This window comes from Citrobacter sp. MGH100 (genome assembly GCF_001034465.1).
In the GTDB taxonomy this organism is placed as follows: domain Bacteria; phylum Pseudomonadota; class Gammaproteobacteria; order Enterobacterales; family Enterobacteriaceae; genus Citrobacter; species Citrobacter youngae.
In genome coordinates this window covers 833,909-853,607 of sequence record NZ_KQ089801.1, presented here as the reverse complement: position 1 = coordinate 853,607, position 19,699 = coordinate 833,909, and the positions used below count along the sequence as shown (strand labels likewise).

Annotated in this window: 17 protein-coding genes and 1 tRNA gene; 9 read left to right on the top strand and 9 right to left on the bottom strand. The window is 42.4% G+C overall.

Translation table 11 applies throughout. The annotated features are described in order from the left end of the window. Positions 1–95 precede the first annotated feature (95 nt). Positions 96–644 carry an isopentenyl-diphosphate Delta-isomerase gene (idi, locus tag SK32_RS15610; RefSeq protein ID WP_048213161.1) on the bottom strand — a complete coding sequence of 183 codons (549 nt, stop codon included), beginning with the start codon at positions 642–644 and terminating at the stop codon, positions 96–98. Positions 645–810: 166 nt separating this feature from the next. Here idi and actS point away from each other — a divergent pair, with 166 nt between their 5' ends. The 7 genes from actS to SK32_RS15580 all read left to right on the top strand — a co-directional run bounded on the left by actS (position 811) and on the right by SK32_RS15580 (position 5,272). Continuing rightward, positions 811–1,569, top strand: coding sequence for an amidase activator ActS (gene actS / locus SK32_RS15605; RefSeq protein ID WP_048213497.1), 759 nt, complete (start codon positions 811–813; stop codon positions 1,567–1,569). Positions 1,570–1,649: 80 nt separating this feature from the next. Further along, positions 1,650–1,723, top strand: a tRNA-Gly gene (locus SK32_RS15600). A gap of 195 nt (positions 1,724–1,918) precedes the next feature. Beyond that, positions 1,919–3,097, top strand: coding sequence for a tyrosine-type recombinase/integrase (locus SK32_RS15595; RefSeq protein WP_048213160.1), 1,179 nt, complete (start codon positions 1,919–1,921; stop codon positions 3,095–3,097). 91 nt (positions 3,098–3,188) lie between these two features. Then, positions 3,189–3,479, top strand: coding sequence for a DUF1269 domain-containing protein (locus SK32_RS15590; RefSeq protein ID WP_048213159.1), 291 nt, complete (start codon positions 3,189–3,191; stop codon positions 3,477–3,479). 471 nt (positions 3,480–3,950) lie between these two features. Next, on the top strand, positions 3,951–4,367 hold the full coding sequence (locus SK32_RS15585) for a hypothetical protein (RefSeq protein ID WP_048213158.1): 417 nt from the start codon (positions 3,951–3,953) through the stop codon (positions 4,365–4,367). Between the two features lie 26 nt (positions 4,368–4,393). Continuing rightward, positions 4,394–4,768 (top strand): hypothetical protein, encoded by a 375-nt coding sequence (locus SK32_RS24930; RefSeq protein WP_074424591.1) that lies wholly within the window; start codon positions 4,394–4,396, stop codon positions 4,766–4,768. A gap of 27 nt (positions 4,769–4,795) precedes the next feature. Further along, on the top strand, positions 4,796–5,272 hold the full coding sequence (locus SK32_RS15580) for a DUF4234 domain-containing protein (RefSeq protein WP_008815329.1): 477 nt from the start codon (positions 4,796–4,798) through the stop codon (positions 5,270–5,272). Between the two features lie 192 nt (positions 5,273–5,464). On the opposite strand, the gene SK32_RS15575 is transcribed toward SK32_RS15580, so the two are convergent. From SK32_RS15575 to SK32_RS15540, 8 genes are all read right to left on the bottom strand, one after another. Beyond that, the gene (locus tag SK32_RS15575; RefSeq protein WP_048213157.1) at positions 5,465–6,901 is read right to left on the bottom strand and encodes a 5-methylcytosine restriction system specificity protein McrC; all 1,437 of its coding nucleotides are present in this window, start codon (positions 6,899–6,901) and stop codon (positions 5,465–5,467) included. 3 nt (positions 6,902–6,904) lie between these two features. Continuing rightward, positions 6,905–8,545 carry an McrB family protein gene (locus SK32_RS15570; protein ID WP_048213156.1) on the bottom strand — a complete coding sequence of 547 codons (1,641 nt, stop codon included), beginning with the start codon at positions 8,543–8,545 and terminating at the stop codon, positions 6,905–6,907. Positions 8,546–8,713: 168 nt separating this feature from the next. Then, positions 8,714–9,544, bottom strand: a complete 831-nt coding sequence (locus SK32_RS15565; protein WP_048213155.1) for a hypothetical protein — start codon at positions 9,542–9,544, stop codon at positions 8,714–8,716. Beyond that, positions 9,544–10,107, bottom strand: coding sequence for a hypothetical protein (locus SK32_RS15560; RefSeq protein WP_048213154.1), 564 nt, complete (start codon positions 10,105–10,107; stop codon positions 9,544–9,546). Before SK32_RS15560 ends, SK32_RS15565 begins: the two co-directional genes overlap by 1 nt. A gap of 135 nt (positions 10,108–10,242) precedes the next feature. Continuing rightward, positions 10,243–13,158 carry a type I restriction endonuclease subunit R gene (locus SK32_RS15555; protein ID WP_048213153.1) on the bottom strand — a complete coding sequence of 972 codons (2,916 nt, stop codon included), beginning with the start codon at positions 13,156–13,158 and terminating at the stop codon, positions 10,243–10,245. A gap of 58 nt (positions 13,159–13,216) precedes the next feature. Continuing rightward, entirely contained in the window at positions 13,217–14,437 is a 1,221-nt protein-coding gene (locus tag SK32_RS15550; RefSeq protein WP_048213152.1) for a restriction endonuclease subunit S, read from the bottom strand. Further along, positions 14,437–16,044 carry a type I restriction-modification system subunit M gene (locus tag SK32_RS15545; protein ID WP_048213151.1) on the bottom strand — a complete coding sequence of 536 codons (1,608 nt, stop codon included), beginning with the start codon at positions 16,042–16,044 and terminating at the stop codon, positions 14,437–14,439. The genes SK32_RS15550 and SK32_RS15545 overlap by 1 nt, the downstream gene beginning before the upstream one ends. A gap of 46 nt (positions 16,045–16,090) precedes the next feature. Next, entirely contained in the window at positions 16,091–16,555 is a 465-nt protein-coding gene (locus SK32_RS15540; RefSeq protein ID WP_231591583.1) for a restriction endonuclease subunit S domain-containing protein, read from the bottom strand. 406 nt (positions 16,556–16,961) lie between these two features. On the opposite strand from SK32_RS15540, the gene SK32_RS15535 reads away from it, so the two are divergent. Beyond that, positions 16,962–17,393 carry a helix-turn-helix domain-containing protein gene (locus SK32_RS15535; protein WP_053065233.1) on the top strand — a complete coding sequence of 144 codons (432 nt, stop codon included), beginning with the start codon at positions 16,962–16,964 and terminating at the stop codon, positions 17,391–17,393. A 680-nt stretch (positions 17,394–18,073) separates the two neighbouring features. Further along, positions 18,074–19,642, top strand: a complete 1,569-nt coding sequence (locus tag SK32_RS15530; RefSeq protein WP_048213149.1) for a YfjI family protein — start codon at positions 18,074–18,076, stop codon at positions 19,640–19,642. Positions 19,643–19,699: the final 57 nt, after the last annotated feature.

The following is a 19,699-nucleotide window of genomic DNA, read 5'->3' as shown; positions in this document are numbered from 1 at the left end:
ATGTGAACTGCCGGATGGCGGCTGATGCCTTATCCGGCCTACGCGGAAGACGATTCGTAGGCCGGATAAAACGCGTTTGCGTTGTCATCCGGCAATTAATGACCGCTGGAAAATGCGCGCAACAATTTTCGCGCCTTATCGTCTGAAACCTGCATTACCATCCACGGGCTGAAGGCCCACGGTGTAGCGTCAATCCCGCATAACACATCCTCAAGATTGCTCCACCGATAATCCATCACTTCCTCCGCGTTCGGCTGCAGCGTGCTGATTAGCTGTGCGGCGTATACCGGACAAACTTCATTTTCCACAATTCCACTGGGATCTGCGGCACAATAGCGAAAATCAGCGTATACGGGCGTGAGTGCGCGAATGTCAGCTCCCAGCTCGAAGCGGGCGCGACGGATAATGGCGTCTTCAGTTGTTTCCCCTGATTGTGGATGACCGCACACCGAGTTTGTCCAGACACCCGGCCAGGCTTTTTTATGCAGCGACCGGCGGGTGACCAGTAGTTGCCCCTGCTCGTTAAATATCCAGCATGAGAAAGCGGAGTGCAGGGGCGTTGTGGCGGTATGCGCCGCATACTTTTCCAGCGTTCCACAGGGTTGGCCCTGTTCGTTCAATAAAATGACATGTTCCTGTCGCATTGCGTCCACCCTCAATCTTAAGCGCCTACATTATATGCTTAATTAAGTCATATTGATTAACAGAGGGTGTGAAATGCCAGAGCCGACGCTTCGTTACGCGATATGATTTGGCATCCGGTTTCTGGCTGCTATGATAAAGCGTCTGAAAATGTTGCGAGGTATTGTTTTGAGTGCAGGACGCCTGAAGAAAAATGGCTTGGGTATCGTGATGCTGCTGTGTGCCGGTCTGCTGTTAGCGGGCTGTTCCGGGAGTAAGTCGTCTGATACAGGAAGTTATTCCGGCTCCGTGTATACCGTGAAGCGGGGAGATACGCTATACCGTATTTCGCGCGCCACCGGCACCAGCGTGAAAGAGATTGCCCGTCTGAATAACATTTCACCACCCTATACCATCGAAGTAGGGCAAAGGCTGAAGGTCAGCGGCGGCGCGAAAACCAGTTCAAGCTCTGGCAAAACAACCAAGAAATCCTCGACTAAAACGGCAACTGTCAGACCATCTTCATCCGTGCCGCAGTCATCCTGGCCGCCGGTGGGGCAACGCTGCTGGTTGTGGCCTGCCAGCGGTAAAGTGATCCTGCCTTATTCAACGGCGGATGGCGGCAACAAGGGTATTGATATCTCAGCTGCGCGCGGCACACCGGTTTATGCGGCGGGAGCAGGGAAGGTAGTTTATGTCGGCAACCAGCTGCGGGGCTATGGCAACCTCATCATGATTAAGCACAGTGAGGATTACATTACCGCTTATGCGCATAATGATACGCTACTGGTGAACAACGGGCAGAGCGTGAAGGCCGGGCAGAAAATTGCCACCATGGGTAGCACTGATGCGGCATCTGTACGCCTGCACTTCCAGATTCGCTATCGCGCAACGGCGATTGATCCGCTGCGTTATTTACCGCCGCAGGGGAGTAAACCTAAGTGCTAACAGGCTATTTTATCAGCAGTTAGCATAGTTTGGGCTTGTCAGAGGGTGCGTAAGGTCTATAATGGCCCACGCACCTCTTCGCGGGCGTAGTTCAATGGTAGAACGAGAGCTTCCCAAGCTCTATACGAGGGTTCGATTCCCTTCGCCCGCTCCATTTTCAACTCTCCAGAACTCCACTGAATTCAACTACCTCCTGATTTTACTGGTTTTTTTTGCATTTTCTTGTCAACTGAACTCTATCTGGCTTACCCCAAATCAATAGCCTGTGTTGCATAGAAATGTGTATAGGTTCTCCTATACACTCTGGAACTATACACATAGCGAAATTTCAGAGGAGAAAACTATACATATGCCTCTTACTGACCTTGAGATCCGCCGCGCGAAGCCTGCGGAAAAAACGTATACCAAAGCCGATGGCAACGGTCTGTCTCTACAAATTGAGCCCAACGGTTCAAAGGGATGGCGATTCCGTTACCGCTTCGAAGGTAAAGCTAAAATGCTTTCTTTAGGGACATACCCGAAGGTTTCCTTATCCGAAGCGCGTAGACGGCGAGATGAGGCTCAGGATCTGCTGGCTACGGGTATCAATCCCAGTGATTCGCGTAAAGAGAAGAAACTGGCTCAGCAGGACAGGCTGGGGAATACCTTTGAGGCGATTGCCCGTGAGTGGTATCAGCGGCGTTACGATCTTTGGGCCGAGTCGTACCGCACTGAAATGATCGCTACTTTTGAGAAGGATGTCTTTCCTCATATCGGTCATCGTCCAATAGATTCGATTGCGCCTATGGAGCTGATGGCAGTTTTGACCCGCCTTGAGAAACGAGGTGCAACGGAGAAAATGCGCAAAGTACGTCAGCGCTGCGGTGAGGTATGGAAATATGCAATCGCAACAGGACGTGCTCTATCTAACCCTGCACCAGATCTTGCCAGCGTGATGATGCCCCATAAGAAAGAACATTATGCGCACCTGGAAGTTTCGGAGTTGTCAGGCTTCTTTACTGTGTTGCAGGCGTACACGGGAAATATACTCGTTAAGCTGGCCATGAGGCTTCTGATACTGACGGGGACTCGTCCCGGTGAGCTACGTAAAGCGGAATGGTCAGAGTTCGACTTTGAAAATAACCTCTGGAGCATTCCTGAAGAGCGAATGAAAATGCGACGACCACACCTCGTTCCGCTATCCCGACAAGCGCTGGCTATTCTGGAAGAACTGAAAACGATGACGAGTGGTTATCAATACGTTTTTCCCGGTAGGCTTGAGAAGGTTAAGCCGATCAGCGATATGTCTCTTAACGTCCTAATTCGTCGTGTCGGTTACGGTGGCAGGGCTACCGGGCATGGTTTCCGCCACACGATGAGTACCATTTTGCATGAGCAGGGCTTTAATTCAGCATGGATTGAGCTACAGCTTGCCCATGTGGATAAGAACAGCATTCGCGGCACTTACAACCATGCGCAGTATCTGGATGGCAGGAGAGAGATGATGCAGTGGTATGCGGATTATCTAGACTCACTGAAAGCTTCGTAAGTAAAGCTGTACATCAAATAGTTAAGGCATCCGTCCATTAACGTTTGGGTGCCTTTTTGCTTTTAACAACCGTAAATCAGGAGAATAACAAATGACTACGATATGCCCGCAATGTGGTTCTGACCGTGTAAGTGAGCGAAATATTGGCAGGAAGGCAGGAGGTATCGCTGGAGGCGTGGCAGGAGCACTTAGTGGTGCAGGTACGGGGGCAGCAATAGGTTCTGTTGTTCCGGTGGTGGGAACAGCTACAGGGGCTGTCATTGGCGCAATACTGGGAAGATTTGTCGCCGGTGCGACGGCTGGAGCGGTAACAGGAGCATCGCTTGATGGCGTCCTGTTCGATCAGTATGAATGTCGTAACTGTGAACATACTTTTGACTAATTAGCTTTGGTTTTCCTTCTACCTACTCACCAAAAAACTCTGTAAATACCCATTCATATTTTCAAATACTGTTGCTTATTGATCTGCACGGACGATCGATATTGAGTATTTTAATAGTCAACAACTATCAGTTTTTAAATATCGATCGTTTTTATCGATAGGTAAAACAGATTGGTTTATCTATTTCGATCGGTATTAACAGTTTTACACCTCATTACCTTCCTGAAAAGATCACATCAACCTGCCTTTAATCAGGTTATTACCGGTGGTGGGTCAGGAAAAGCTATTCAGTGATTAGTCGCTGGTCGCTGGCAAGGAGAGGAGGTCGATGGGATATAGATCAAGAGTTGTTTTCAGTTGTGGTGAAAACCTCCAAAACAACTGTTATCAGCGGATTAATAAAACCAGGAGGTAAAGACTCCTGTTCAGATTTTTTTGAATTTCAGGAGTTTTTATCATTAAAGGAGTTATATGAAAAGATTACTCAGTAGTGCCATTCTGTTAACCGTAAACATGTTCTCAATGTCTGTTTATGCCAATCCTGATAATTCCTGCGACGGTGAACAAACCATCTTTGATGCTTATACCGTCAAGGGTGGCAAGCACGTGGGTGTGTGTTACGTGTACGGTAATATTCGTTATGTGTATGGGAAGGATGATAATCCTGAAATTTTAATTAATGTTCCACGTGAAAAGGTTGATTTCAGTCTGTCTGGAAATGGTGATCAAAGTGTCACTATTCCCAATGGTGAGTATCGATATGAGATAGGTGAATATTTACGTGGTGGTCCATTTATACAGGTATGGAAAGGGAGTAAGTTTATTACCGAGATCAAGTTAAATGGCGCTAACTTTGAAAATAATATCGAGCAATATATTAATAATTAATACCGTTAAAGGTAAGGGGTATTATCGTGAAAGGACTATCTTTAGTTCGTGAATGTTTTTTGATTTCAGGTCTTTTATTCTCAAGTTTTCAGGTGGTTGCATCAGAATCCCCTATAAAAGTTGATGCAAATGGAGAACAACTCAGAGCGGGCACGGTCTCTTTTCCTGTATGGCGCTATACCATTACCAGTGTTGATAATGAAGTCACAATAAAGTCTCTCGTGCTTAACCGTGGCAACTGCGTTATCTCTACAGCGGACAGAGGCGAAAACGTAAATAAAAGACTTGGGTTCGGCCAGTCTTATACATTTACCAGTCCGACTAATAAATCATTTTCGCAGTGCAGACCACTTGAATTAGTCGTCAGTACAAATAAAGGCTCATTCACCTTTTCCTGGTGATAACTTACTGAAAATGGAGATGGATATATGGAAAACATTAATACGTTAAAAGCTAAAATCGATACAAAGGTAACGAAGTTTGTATTGCTGTCTGTTGTAACTGGTGGAATTTACCCAATGATGTGGTTATATCTGAACCAGCCAAAGTTAACAGAGCACATTCATAATGACTTTGTTGCCAAGGATTATCCTCTTTGGCTGGCTATTGTTACTGGATTTGGATGGTTATTGACTGATATAAGTTATTCTGTAAGTGAAAGTGAAACGGTGTTGGATCATATTGCCACACTGCTTTCTGTCGCTTCAACTGTAATGATTATCGTCTGGGCTTTTAAAGCTAAAACAGCTTTACAGGCTTATGCTTTAAATGAATTTAAATTTGAATTGAAGATGAATCCATTCTATACATTTATTTTTAGCATATACTATATTGTTTATTGCATCAACGATATGGAATCAGAGTTGCAGAAACACAACATTATTTATAGTAAACAAATTTCCTGATTGAATGATTGTAAATAAAAGTACTCGTCAGTAATGGCGAGTATCCAACCTCTAGTTATTTTTTTTGAATTGATTGGGAATATTCTCAAGTGTAGCTAAAGAAATAATATCATCTTAGGTAATTACAAGTAATTACTTACTCTAAGGTCTATAGCTTTTCCTTTAGTTTTGTTTACAGCTAATTCTGAATTTTTATCTATTCTCATTTTTTAGTACCTTCGTGTTTATGCTCTCAATGAACATATGACATTCTTCGCTCATTCTCTTGTTAAATTCAGGGGCAGAGTTATTAGGGATTTTCAAGAAAAGCAAATAAAAAGGAATATCTTTTCCCTGCTGATGAATCTCATCAGAAATCACCCCATGCGTTTTATCCATATTAAGTGCATTCCACCTGTTTTCAGATATTGGATAAATAAAGCCGCATCCTTTTATAAGGCCTCCATTCCCATACTGCCCTATGTAAGTATGTAGTTGAAAAATATCTTCACGTTTAACCCCAAACTGCGGATCAAAGGTTTTATACTTCACATCAAAAACGTACATGCCACCATCATTCTCAAAAACTAGGTCGGGTTCAATTTTGCGTACATAGCTTCCGAAAGCTCCGGTCGGAATTTCATAATTTCGCTCGAATTTACTTAGCATCCTTATCCCACTTCGTTTTAGGAGTTTTCGGATGAAATATTCGAAAAGCATCGATATATCAAAAAAGAAAGCACTTGATTCTTGTTGGTATCCAAAATCAGAACCTTCCTGATTGATGATTTTCTTAGATAAATCTATCAGTATGTTATAGTCGTTATAAAATGGGTTAGTAAAATATGGAGTTCTCAAGATCTCCTGACGAGATCTTCTCACCCCCAGATTAGCAGTGATGAAAGCATTGTAGATATTCCTCGTATGCTTACAGAATGATTGATGTTCAATCGTCTCATAGGCTTTGATGAACAACGAAGTTGCAGGACTGTCGTAACTGTGTTCGCGGTAGGTACATAAATATTTTCCTGAGGTATTATTTCTGAAGTAGTCAATTGTATCGATTGTCCCACGTATCCGTGAATTTCGTTCTTTTTTCGTAATATAGGTTTTAGGGATACCCAGTCGGTAAGCCTTCTTCAACTTGATGTTCCAAAGATATGCCAGGAGCCACTCATATCCTTCAGTGTGATTTTCGCCACCAATATTTTCCATCTCCAGAAAACCGTCAGCGTCCGCTATGATGTACCGAAGGAAGGCATTGCCAAAACGAGAACCAACTTTCAGGGAATATTCGCCACGTTTTACAAATCCAATAAGATTACCTGTGTTTAACGTAAAATTTCTGGAATCAGTACCATTTACAGTAATAAAACCATCATCGGTATTATGTTCATACTCTCGATCGTTGAAGAGGATGAGTGCATTTGCAAGATTATTATTAAGTTTATTTTCTACATCATGCGAAACTGAATTTAAAAAATGCCAAATGGTAGACTCATCATTTTTAATATTAGTCCGCTGACCTTTTGTTTTAAAATTAAGACTAATTGATTCCCCCAGAGATTTATTAGTAAATATTCCGTTATTTGCAAAATAAGACCTGTTATCGACCAGTGTACCATCCTTTATAATATCGAATAGCCACATGGTTTAAATTCCAAATGCTTTTGCAAAAGAATCGATGAGTTCTGATTCGTTGCTGCCACGAAGGTATTCTTGAAGTAAAGGTCGGATACAGTCATCCCAGATACGAGATCTCACTTCTGTAACTGTAAGGCTCCTGGCATATTTCAGATTCATTAAATAGGCATGTCCAATTTGGTAATCAGCCCCCAGTAAAGGCTCTTTCGTAATCTGGGTATTCAGTCGTTCGAGGTTATCTGCCAGAGGAGTCCAAGCTTTACAGAACTGGCTAAGATGGTATCTTAAAAGTCTCGTATCTGGCGTAACTTCTTCCCAACGAAATCTACGTCTGAGTGCAAAGTCAAAACTCTCAATACTACGATCAATCGTATTCATCGTACCTATCAGGTAGATATTTGTTGGAATAAAAAATTGGTAACCTTGTGCGGTATGAAGCATGCCTGTTTGTTGGTTATTTAGATTAGCATATTGGGTTTTGACGCTTCCTTTAATTCCTCGATACTCCAGGCAATACATAAGCTCACCAAAAACACGTGATAACTCGGCTCGGTTCACTTCATCTATTATAAAAAAGAACGGAGGCACTGCATCTGCTATCAGCTTCGAAAAGTCAGATATTTCGAAGATGTATTCCCAATGACCACCTGATAATTTATTTTGATATGTACGGAGTTCACCGATCGTGATTGATTCCCAATCCCTGTTAAGGTCGAGGCGTTCAATATCCATTTCCCACTTTCCTGCATTCCGGCAAAATTCCTTAAAAACACCATTAATCAACGTCAGCTGTGCTTTACCATTGTTATCCAGAACTGGGCGCAAACCTTCCATGAAGTCTTCATAACTAAAAGAAGGGTGAAATTGAATCAACTCAATCTGACTTGAATGTGTGAGGCTGCTATTTGGCGCAAACTCTTCTTTCCAGATATCAAAAAGAAGCGATGTTTGTTGACGAGCCTGGTATGTCTTTCCCGTTCCAGGAGGCCCGTACTTAACGATCTGCTTTTTCAGACTGAATGGATTAGAGAGATTCTCGTACAGAACCCAGACAAATTGGCTGAGATAAAACTCATCAGTTTCATTATTGCGAAGTTCATCGTTGAACTCATTTTTTATAATTTTCATCAGGAATACATTTTTTGAAAACCAGTCCTGATTATTTTCTGCTGGGTATGCAGGAATTATCCCTTCGTATGTAAGCCAGCTAAATACCTGATTGAACTTAGCGGAATCAACAGTTGTGGAAACTTCAAGCGTGCAGGCTGCCGCTACGCGATTGATAAGAACAGGATTATTAGACTTCCCATGTTCTGACCATGTGCACTCAAACTTTTTCAGTTCCTCTCTGTTGGGATTCAGGATGAATTGTTGTAATATAGCAATGAAGTCCTTGTTTTTAATAAAACTGTCAAAGTTTTCGTTGCTTAGAACCGACTGACCACGAGAAGCAATTCCATTACTTCTTTCAAAGATGAGTTGCTTTAGGAAAATCTCATCACTTGGAGATAATTCCTTTCCTGATTTTATACGTTCGCGAATTTGTCCGACCTGCTCATAAAACTCACGATAAGCATCATGCCAGCCTTTAAGTTCATGCTTATGGTTTTCAATCAAATGCTTGTATAAATTTTTTAGTCTGCTTTTCATTGTATCACTTGTATTTACTAGTTTGTTTTAGTGACAACCGGGTCCTGTTACCTGTTTCCCTGGATTCGCGAGAACCTAAGATGTAATGATAACAGCGAAGATTATACAAATTTTCTTCAGCTTCAGAATCTACTAATTCTGTTGATTATGATATCCATTACACCACTTTTATAATCTTTGTATTGAGTTGGCTAATCTCTTTTCATTACCAAATCTGGTAGTGTAAAATCTTTGTCCGATACCGTACAGCAAATATTTTAACTCTTCTTCTGATGATACTTCGAATTTACTCTCAGTAGTGTCATATTTAAGTTTTTCAGCACAATAATCATTAATGTAATTCAGCATCTCACCTCTGTCTTCCACTGGCATCGCTGCAAGAGTATCCATAGCTAATGCAATTCTCTTTCGGTTTGGCTTTGATACCTTTTCTACATCATAGTCAGTTGAAAGTACAATGAAGGATTCACTTAAAAACGACTTAACTTCTTCTTCCGTGGCTTCTTTGTACAGAATATCGATACCTTTAAATATACTTGAAATTGTGGCGAGATTTCTGAATAACAATATATTTCTTTCCTTTAAGTATACAGCATCAGGTATATGGTTAACAATCAATCGTCCTTCATTTTCTTCTATTTCTGCTGATTCACCAAAAGCAATTGTTTTTCTCTTGATAAATAGGGATGGGGTTATTTTCTGAAAATAAAAGTCTTCATTCTGATGAGAGAATATATATGAAATCTTCGCGAAGTATTGTTTTGTTAGATCGTCGAAGTCCTTAGAATCAAATTCATCCTTAATGCATGATAAGCAGAATGATTGCTGACTAAAATTTTCAATTTTAAACCACGAATCTTCATCAAGATTATGGTCAGGGTTATATGGAATGAGGCTAAGAGTAGATAAGTCTAAAGCGTCAAACAAAGTGTAGTCTGATACCAATTTAAAAAAAGGTTTCTTACGAGGTCCTTTTACTTTCGCAAAAATGTTATTCATCATTTTTTCCTTTCGATAAAGGTATAGTTGTTTATTCTAAATGCAACGGGGATCTTGATTTCTTTGGGGGTTTTGTATTTATGACGACTAATTAAAAAAATGGATGCGCCGCTCTTGTTTTTTATGTTATAAAACTCATATCTAAACAGTAGAAATAAAGGGTTAAAGTATAATGCTTGAGACATAAAGGTAAAAATAAATAAAACGGCATAAACAAAAAACAAGGCAGACCAACTAGTTATACTTAAAGCCACAAAGAAATAACCAAGATAGCTTGGAAGAAATGAGTTGTTCGCATGCTCCACAGAAACTACTTCACCTTCTTTAAACTCATCCTTGCCCAGTCTGGAGCTTAAAAGCAAACTAATCCAAGTTAGTAATATGGGGATTAGCATGTAAAATACGTATGATGTCATTTGTGGTAATAAACTCAACCAATGACTGTGTTCAAAACTTTGGAAAAAGTAATAAAGGGTGTACTTCTTTTGTACAAAGAAAATTATAGCCAACAACGATGTTGCGTTAAATGTTAAAAGAACTCTAAAAAGGAAATTTATTATCATAATGTTTTCCTGTATCAAATACTGCTTGCAATTATTTTATAGTATATCAATTAATAATTTACTTTCCACCTACAATATTTCGCTCAAGCGGGTAAATATATCAATAGCGAAGCCCCAATTGGGGCTTCGCTACCCTCAGAACCCACGCATTCCATTGATAAAAGTATCAATCACACCACAAACTTTGTCATAAGCACGTTTAAGAACAGTCTTCCTTTCAAGGATCCTTGGTGTCCACATTAGAGCCCTGGCTACCTCGTCCTCGCGTGGGGTCACATCGGTAAACAGGTAGTTATCAAGCAAGGCTGTAACTTTGCTTTCATCAAGCCTTTCCTCTGCACAAAGCGTTGCAACCGCTTTACGTTTTTCACGTTCAACGTAGGTTTCAAAGGTCTGAGTGATATCTTCATCATGCGAAACATGCAGCAGGTTTTCTTCTATGAAGTTATCAATCAGTTCGCGTTTGCTGCGCAGCGTGACGTCACTGTCAACGATATCCATGACCTTCTTCTTCTGCTCCTGCTGCGCTTCAGGTGGCATAGACTGGATGCCAGCCAGTAGCCTCAGGATATAGCCGACATTAATTTCATCCCGATGAATCAGTGACACTTCAAAATCGACCTCGTCCAGAATCGAGACTTTATCTTTGCCAGTGCGTTTTTTCACCTTGTCATAAATATCAAGATATTTACTGGTGTAATCGGCAAGAGTCTGATCCGATAAAGGCTTACTGACTTCATCAAAATCAGCAAAGCTCTCCAGGATATTCTTCAGTCGCATCATGTCACGGAAAGCCGTCACAAAAGCAAGCTGAGCTTTTTCATCAGGGAGGCTGTCCACGCTTTCCACTGTAGGTGTCAGGGTCAACAGGGTATCTACAGCAGCCTGATAGTCGCCCAGGTACTCCTCGAAAGGCTTAACCAGCACGACTGAGGATGCGTCTTTATTCGAGAACAGCGCTATGGCATCATCAGTGGCTTTCTTGAGGTTGCGGAAGCAGACGATGTTACCGTGGCTTTTCTTCTCATTAAGAATACGATTGGTACGGGAGAATGCCTGTATCAGTCCGTGGTAACGCAGGTTTTTATCAACGTAAAGCGTATTGAGAGCCGGGCTGTCAAATCCCGTGAGGAACATATTGACCACCAGCAGGATATCAATCCCTTTTTCCTTGGTTCGTTGTGCAATGTTCTTGTAATAATTGTAAAAGCTTTGCGAGTCATTAGCTGAATAGCTGGTGCCATACAGCGTATTATAATCCTTGATGAAGCTGTCCAGATGATCCCGGCTGGAGATATCGATTCTCCCGCCCTGAGGCAGGCTGATGTCTTCTTCATCCAGTAAGCCGTTAACCGTTTCCTTATCGCTTTTGTCTGCTTCGTTGGCCGCATAAGTAAAGATTGTTGCGATACGCAGCGGTTTGTAACCCGGATCGGCCTGCTGAAGCTCTGCTTGTTTATCTTTAAAGAGTTTGTAGTATTTAATCAGCATGTCCACCGAGCCCACGCAGAACATCGCGGTAAACTCCCGGTTTCGGGTCTTTGCATTGTGGTGAGCCAGGATGTAGTCGGTTATCTTGCCCAGCCGGATATCGCTTTCCATGACCTCTCTGGTGTCGATATCTTCCACATCGATATCAATCTCGTTGCTGGTTTCCTTACGGCGATAAGTCCCTACATACTCTACAGCAAAGCGCAATACGTTCTCATCACGGATGGCATCGACAATGACATACTTGTGGAGGCATTTATCAAACAACATTTCAGTAGTCTGCTTGATGCCATTGGTGATGTTCACGTTATCGGCAAAGATCGGTGTACCTGTGAAACCAAACAGTTGTGCATTTTCAAAGAAATTCACGATAGCCTTGTGAGTATCACCGAACTGACTGCGGTGGCATTCGTCGAAGATAAAGACAATCCGTTCCTTACGTAGGTGCTCCAGCTGTGCCTTATAGCCTTCATGAGTAATGGCATTGTTCAGTTTCTGAATGGTGGTCAGTATCAGTTTACTGTTGTTAGCCTTGAGTTGCTTAATCAGCGTACTGGTATTGTTAGTGGTATCTACGCTGTCTTTAGCGAAGCTGTTGAACTCTTTGGCTGTCTGATAATCCAGATCGCGACGATCGACGACGAAAATAACCCGATCAACTTCGGGCATCGACATGATCACCTGGCTTGCCTTAAAGCTGGTTAAAGTCTTCCCGCTACCTGTAGTATGCCAGATATAGCCATTACGGGGTTTGCCCTGTAGATGGAGACTGTCTTTAACATGGCGAATCATCGCCTCACAGGCATAGTACTGATAGGGGCGCATGACCATCAGGCACTTACGGGTTTCATTCAGCACCGTGTAGTGAGTAATCATTTTTGCAATGTGACAAACTTTCAGGAAGGCTTCTGTAAACTTCTCCAGCGACTTAATGGGTTCATTTTTCTCGTCTGTCCAGAAGAAGGTCTGCTCGAAATGGTTAGCCCGGTTATTGGCGTAATATTTGGTATCAACGCCGTTACTGATAATAAACAGCTGAATATACTGGAACAGGCCACTGCCTACCCAGAAGGCATCCCGATGGTAACGGTCAATCTGATTAAAGGCTTCTTTCAGGCCCAGTCCACGGCGCTTAAGCTCAATCTGTACCAGTGGCAGGCCATTAATCAACAGCGTAACGTCAAAGCGCGTTTTGCGTGTGTTTTGCTCAGCGTTGAACTGCTTAACCTGACGGGTGACCTGAAACTCGTTCTGGCACCATTCATCTTTATTAATAAAGCTGAGCCACTTCTCTGTACCATTATCACGCAGCAACTGGTAGCGATCGCGCAGGATTCTGGCGCGATCGATCACTTCATTACCTTTAGTCAGATGCAGGAAAACACGGTTAAATTCGCTGTCAGTGAGTGGGGCAGCCTCCAGCCGATTGTGAATTTCAATCTGCTTGCGGAGGTTGGCTTTCATACTGGTTTCGTCAGTAACATTCACCAGTTCATAGTGCATCCCCACCAGTTGGTTAACCAGTTGCGTTTCTAACTCGTATTCGCTTTGCGTTGCCATCGGTATGTTGTGCCTTTTGTTGTTATGCGGGTCTAAAGTTGGCCGTATCTGAGGATTTCTATACAAACATCTGCTGGAGTAGGCCTTGCTTCCAGTTTTTTAACATATCTAACTCTGCTCTTTTGATTGCGATCCTGTTCTCAATTGCAGAGAGAAAACGGGCTATTTTATTTTGTTCTGCAAGGCCAGGTACTTGCAGCTCGATATCAAAAAAGTCGTTAACGCCAATATTCAATAAACCGTGATTGCGAGCCCCTTCTTGAGCTACCTTTTCAATAGCCCGATTCTGTAAACCGCTCTCAAAGTAATGTTGATAAAAGTCACAAGATTGCTCATCATTTAATTTGAAACAGATATATAAAGTAGAAACAACACCTTTTTCATAGTTAGAAAGCATTTTTATTGCCCCCATCGGATAACCTTGAGAGTAACTTTTGTTGTACGCAAACTCCCCTTTTCTGATTAAATAATAACCTGTTACATTTTTAGATGCGATTTGCTTATTAAAATAAGTCATTTGATCGACCAAACCATCTCTTCCTGAAATGGTCAATATTGTATTGTTATTTTCTTTATTTTTTCTGGTTACACGTATAGCAACTTCCTTTAGCTGGAGAGTATTCCATTTAGGAAATGGTTTTCCATTATCATCCTTAAACCGCACTTCTTGATTAAAAATCTTCTGCATCATGCCTTTTTTATACTGGCATAGCAGGTCGTGCTGTTTGTTCAGTAACGTGATTCTTTCCTCAACAGAGTAAAGGAAATCAGCGATTTTGGTCTGCTCCTCAATTGTTGGGATGAGAACCATCATATCTTTAATATCTTGAGTGGACAAATTTGGTGGGTCAGTCCCAGCAATGCAATCATTTATTTTTGAGACAGTTGACTCCATCTGTAATAAAGAAAAAACAAATCCAATATTATTTTTAGTTATTATCTTTCCTACTCGTTGATTTAATAATGAACCATCATACTCCTTGCCAGCAATAGCAACTTTTAGCTTGCCATTTAATATTGGTCTGGTTAATGCAACAACACAATCGTCTTCTCTGATAAGGAATCTATGGTATTCGGTGCTGAAATGGCTAGGTAAGAATGAAGGCGTATTAGGTGTCATAACCTGACATCCAACATCTGCAATTTTTAACCATCGGCAACCGGAGGTTGTTGCGTCTGTGCTTTTGAATGTAAAACCAGAAAAAATAGTGAAAACATCGCCTATTTTTTTTTGTTGCCAATCTTTTTTAAACTCATTGAATCTTAACTTCGGCACCATCACTTATCCCCTTCCGCCAGAGCAAACGGTGCATCAATCCCCAATTCTTTACAGAATCCCGCAATGGTCTTATCGATCTGAGCCACTTTTCCTTCCAGCTCCCGAATCTCTTGTGCAACGGCATTGAGGTCAATCTCTTCTTCCGCTTCAAAGGTATCGACATAGCGCGGGATATTGAGGTTGTAATCGTTGTTGCGGATCTCTTCCAGCGTCGCAATATGGCTGTACTTCTCCAGCGCTTTCCAGTCGTTGTAAGTATCTGCAATTTTGTCGATATGTTCCGGCAGCAGGCGATTCTGAGTTTTCACCTTCTCAAAGTCGTTGCTTGCGTCAATAAACAAAATACCGTCGTTGTGCTTGCGGCACTTACGCAGCACTAGCACACAGGTTGGGATACTGGTGCCATAGAAGATATTGGCAGGCAGCCCGATTACTGCGTCAATACAGTTCAACTGCTCAATCATGAACTTGCGAATATGGCCTTCCGCAGCTCCACGGAACAGAACGCCATGGGGCAGCACTACAGCCATCGTGCCGTCATCTTCAAGGTGATAGAACATATGCTGCACAAACGCCATATCCGCTTTACTGGACGGCGCGAGCTTACCGTATTGCGCAAAACGGTCATCGTTCATAAACAGCGGGCTGGCGCTCCATTTGGCCGAGAACGGTGGATTTGCGACAATCGCATCAAATTTCAGATGCGTATGCTGCGGATGTTCAAGTGTATCTTCCTGCATGATTTCAAAGTCAGCGTAGTGAACGCCATGCAAAATCATGTTCATACGTGCAAGGTTGTAGGTGGTTCGGTTCATCTCCTGACCGTAGATCTTACCTACAGAAGAGGCTTCACGTTTTACACGCAGCAGTAAGGAGCCAGAGCCACAGGTAGGGTCATAGACGTTTTTCAGTTTGAGCTTATGTGTGGTAACAATTTTTGCCAGCATTGTGGAAACCGGCTGCGGTGTATAAAACTCACCCGCTTTTTTGCCTGCACCCGATGCAAACTGACCGATCAGATACTCGTAAGCATCACCCAGAATGTCAGAACTGGCTTCACTCAGGTTGAAACTAAGTTTGTCGAGTTCGGTGATAACCTTACCAATCAGCTCATTTTTGGCTTTGGCCGTATTACCCAGTTTGCTGGAGCCTAAATCCAGGTCTTCAAACAGGTTACTGAAGTCATCAGCAGAGTCAGTGCCCAGGGTGCTTTGCTCAATATTACGCAGGGTAGTAGCAAGATCTTCGAGAATAAAACCTTCTCCGGCACCTTTCTGGTCTTTCGCTACACGCTGAGCCATGGTGTGAAACAGGTCAGTTGGGGGCAGAAAGTAACCCAGCGTCTGAACGCTGTCGTCTTTTACCGCATCAATGATGTCCTGATAAGCCGGGTGTTCAGCGGTCAACTCGTTGTATTGAATGCCGTCTTCCTTCAGGATTTTGTTGGCATAAGTGACAAACTTCTCGGAAAGATACTTGTAAAAAATGAAACCAAGGCAGTAGTCGCGAAATTCATCGGCGTTCATCTTACCACGCAGGGTATCTGCGATATTCCACAGGCGGCTTTGCAGTTCGCTTAAATTTTGCGCTTCAATCTGGGGTGACATATTTCTTCCTGTTATTTCATACGGTCCCGGTGAAGGGAGAGAATCGTTAAATGATATCACTGAGCAGGCTCAGGATCTGTTGTTCGTTAAGGGCAGCGAGGCGTTGTTGGTAATGGCGTTTTTCAATGGTTGCCAGATAGAGCCCACCGATTGCCTTCTGCTTATTAAGAGGAGGCAGCGTTGCAGTAAACTGACGTACTTCAGTAAGAGACAAACGCAATACAAACGTTGACCCCTGCGTTGCCAGTGCCTGCTGGCGGCGGCTTTCCCTGCTTTCATTGAAGTGCCAGACAAACCACGCGGGAACAACCTTCCGGCTGTCAACTTCGACCCTGACATAGTTATTACTGAGCAGACGCCCGGCATGCTCAGGGCTGACGATAGCGGCCTTACCATGGATCAGGCTAATGACCACATCTCCCGTCCGGACTGACAGAACAGCCTGAGTGGGGCGTACAACCTGTTCTTTATCACCGCTCATGGTATTACCCGGTTGCCAGCAGTCACTCATAAACTGCTCGGTCGCGTAAAAACGACATGCTTTAGCCTCATCATTCTGTCTGATGCGACTGACATGGGCACCGGGCGTAAATGAAGCAACAGTGGAATAGGGTACTGGCTCAGTTTTCATTGAATAAACTTAAATTACAATGTGTATGATGAGTGTATCGAACCACACGGCGATGTCAACTGAATTTAAATTTATTACGTATGAGTTTCGTTTTCAGGCCAGATCGGAGGAGTCATACTGGAGAGTTGTATGCTGCTAATTTAGTAAATTTATTGAAAATTTAACGTACTAAATTCCGGCTATTTGCTAGTTTTGATTGATTAATGTGGTTTTTAATTACTTTGTTACGTTTTAATGATATTTATTTATCTAAAATGGTTAGAATGCAATGAGGTTGTAAATTCGTATGGAGAGCTATCAGAATAAGATGACCTGGGGAGAGCCTTCTCTGCCAAAAGGACCTGAGCACTTTGGTGAGCGCCTGAAAACTGTTATCGGGAAACAGTCTGTCGCCTCTTTTGCCAGGGATTGCGGGGTTTCCGAAGCCTCCATGAGGAAATACCTTAAAACCGATACCGTGCCGGGTATCGACAGTGTGGCTATTATTGCTGCCTGCACGGGGCGTTCTCTGACCTGGCTCATTACTGGTGAAGGTGACCCCTTTACGGACAACGCCAGGCAGAAATGCTTTTCAGAAGAAGAAATCAAAAAGTGGTGGACCCTGATTTTTGACGCTCTGGATACGGACGATAAATACAGTGTTATTAAGTCTTTTCAGCAAGGCGGCCTGAACGCGGTGTTCAACTCTGAGGTTATGACTGGCAAAAGGAAGGGATAACGGTATGAGCCACAAGAAAGAACACACCGTCATGGCCAACAATGTGCTCCGGGAGCTTGCCTGGCAGCAGGGCCAGACTGCCGAGGCTGTTTGGAACAATTATTCTGCCGGGCCAGCATCGTCAATACGGGGCTGCTGAATGAGTCTTTTCGTGAAGCCTTTCGGCAGCATTATCCTGGCAAGCCATTCAACCACGTTACATGGTGCCCTTTTTGTCAGGGTTTCGGCCTTATGCAGCGCTCCGACCCAATGGTACAGGGTGAAGCTTGCTGGACATTCAGTTCCACACGGTTTGATAGCGGATACTCCTACCCCCCCCCCTCTTAAATAATTTAACAAAACAATGAGTTAATCTCATTCCTGTCGTCAATGGAATACGCTGTAAGCGATTTTAACGTTCAGTGTAGAAGTTTGTAAGTGGTGGGACGTTTGACGCAGCCAGGGTGGGAGACAGGGCGTCTGATTCCAGTATTGGTTTCTGTTGCTGGGGCTAGATATCTCCGTATCACAAGCTTCGCAGTGTTTCTTCCTTTTATAGAGCTGCAGGGGAAATAACGTGGTATTGATCTAATGTGTATAGTTCTTGCGTGGACATCGAGGAGAAGTATCGTGATGTAAAGACTGGCTGGCGATTTGTGATATAAAAGATTATATTTCTAACCTCAAAGCGAAGGCGAATTATGAAGTTATCTCTTCAGGCATATACCGCTCAGACAAGTGAAGCGCAATTGCCTCCTTTTCCGTCCAATAGTTTCCCTCCTGTCTTGTGCAACATTATCGAAACTCTTCATGAAGAAACGCAGATACCTAAAGAGCTTATTGGTAATGTAGTGTTAGCTGCTGCATCTATTGCCTGTCAGTCTCTGATTAACGTCGAATCACCTTATACAAAAATGCCTGAACAATGCTGCCTTTATCTGATGACGATTGCGGAATCAGGCGAGGGTAAAACAACTATTAACAAACAAATAATGAAACCGTTCTATGATTTCTCTTCAATAATGACTAAGGACCATGAAGAAAAATTAACTCTATACAACCAAAGTTATGATATCTGGAAAGTTAAAAAACAAGGCTTGGATACTAATTTAAGACAGGCGATAAGGAAGGGTTATTCCGGAGGGATAGAGGAAGAGGCAATAAAAAAACTTGTTCTCAGTAAACCTAAAAAACCACGTCGACCAAATTTTATTTATGAGGATGTCACGCCAAAATCATTAATGGAAGGTCTAAGTGAACAACCTGAAGCCTGTATTATATCGGATGAGGCTATAATTTTCTTCAAAGGGCTATTGAAAAGCAATCCAGGCTTGCTCAATAAAAGTTGGGATGGTGAAAGCTATGATTTGGTTCGTGCTCGTGGAGAGAAATACACTGCAAAACCCTGTTTGACAATTTCATTGATGTCCCAACCTGGCATTTTCACAGACTATATATTGAAGCATAGCGCTACAGCCAGAGAGAGTGGATTCCTATCACGTTTTTTATTTTCATGGGTAAATAGTTCTCTCGGGGAAAGAAATAGTGAGCTTGCTAAAAATAAGTGGGAAGATGACCTCAAATTACTTCACACAAGAATAAATGAATTACTGAGTGAGGTTAAGTTTCATATTGAAAGCAATGATAAAGAGAAGAAAACACTCATCCTAAATGATGAAGCCATATCCGTATGGAAAGAAAAGTGTATTGAAATAGAAAACAAAATGAAGTCAGATGGTGAATGGGAACACATTCGAGATATTGGTGCTAAATCAGGGGCTAATACTCTACGCATTGCAGCAATTTTGCAGTATTTTTTCTCAAGTGAATCCAATGTAATTAGAAAGGATACGATGGAGTTTTCTTGCGACATAATGAATTGGTATATGATGCAGGCAAGTAATATCTTTTATCCTTTTTCTGAGCGCTATCAGTTTGAAATAGATGTCCGTGAACTTCACTTATGGATTAAAGATAGGTTTGAAAAAAATAACTGGTGCGCATTCCCAAAAAATGAAATTGAAAAGTATGGTCCGAGTCGTCTTAGGAGATTGGATAAGCTAACACCTGTGCTTAATCAATTAATAAATCAAAGGTTCATTGGCGTTATTCAAACTTTACCAAACAGATCGCTTTATATCTCAGCTTTGTTTCCAGACGGTAATTACTCTTTACCAACAAACTATCACATTATAACACAAGTCAACATCGTACAATCATACCTAAACACAAATGCTAAAACACCTCCTGTTGATTTATCAAGAATCTGATAAAAGAAATATTTGTAACAAAAGTGTCGGAACGATTCTTTCATCATTTTAATAATA

Coding starts and splice junctions, on each gene's coding strand:
- SK32_RS15550 (WP_048213152.1), bottom strand. CDS start 14,437: ATGGTGCCGAAGTTAAGATTCAATGAGTTTAAAAAAGATTGGCAACAA.
- SK32_RS15575 (WP_048213157.1), bottom strand. CDS start 6,901: ATGTGGCTATTCGATATTATAAAGGATGGTACACTGGTCGATAACAGG.
- idi (WP_048213161.1), bottom strand. CDS start 644: ATGCGACAGGAACATGTCATTTTATTGAACGAACAGGGCCAACCCTGT.
- SK32_RS15590 (WP_048213159.1), top strand. CDS start 3,189: ATGACTACGATATGCCCGCAATGTGGTTCTGACCGTGTAAGTGAGCGA.
- SK32_RS15565 (WP_048213155.1), bottom strand. CDS start 9,544: ATGAATAACATTTTTGCGAAAGTAAAAGGACCTCGTAAGAAACCTTTT.
- SK32_RS15530 (WP_048213149.1), top strand. CDS start 18,074: ATGAAGTTATCTCTTCAGGCATATACCGCTCAGACAAGTGAAGCGCAA.
- SK32_RS15540 (WP_231591583.1), bottom strand. CDS start 16,555: ATGAGTGACTGCTGGCAACCGGGTAATACCATGAGCGGTGATAAAGAA.
- SK32_RS15545 (WP_048213151.1), bottom strand. CDS start 16,044: ATGTCACCCCAGATTGAAGCGCAAAATTTAAGCGAACTGCAAAGCCGC.
- SK32_RS15570 (WP_048213156.1), bottom strand. CDS start 8,545: ATGAAAAGCAGACTAAAAAATTTATACAAGCATTTGATTGAAAACCAT.
- SK32_RS15595 (WP_048213160.1), top strand. CDS start 1,919: ATGCCTCTTACTGACCTTGAGATCCGCCGCGCGAAGCCTGCGGAAAAA.
- SK32_RS15535 (WP_053065233.1), top strand. CDS start 16,962: ATGGAGAGCTATCAGAATAAGATGACCTGGGGAGAGCCTTCTCTGCCA.
- SK32_RS15580 (WP_008815329.1), top strand. CDS start 4,796: ATGGAAAACATTAATACGTTAAAAGCTAAAATCGATACAAAGGTAACG.
- SK32_RS15555 (WP_048213153.1), bottom strand. CDS start 13,158: ATGGCAACGCAAAGCGAATACGAGTTAGAAACGCAACTGGTTAACCAA.
- SK32_RS15585 (WP_048213158.1), top strand. CDS start 3,951: ATGAAAAGATTACTCAGTAGTGCCATTCTGTTAACCGTAAACATGTTC.
- SK32_RS15560 (WP_048213154.1), bottom strand. CDS start 10,107: ATGATAATAAATTTCCTTTTTAGAGTTCTTTTAACATTTAACGCAACA.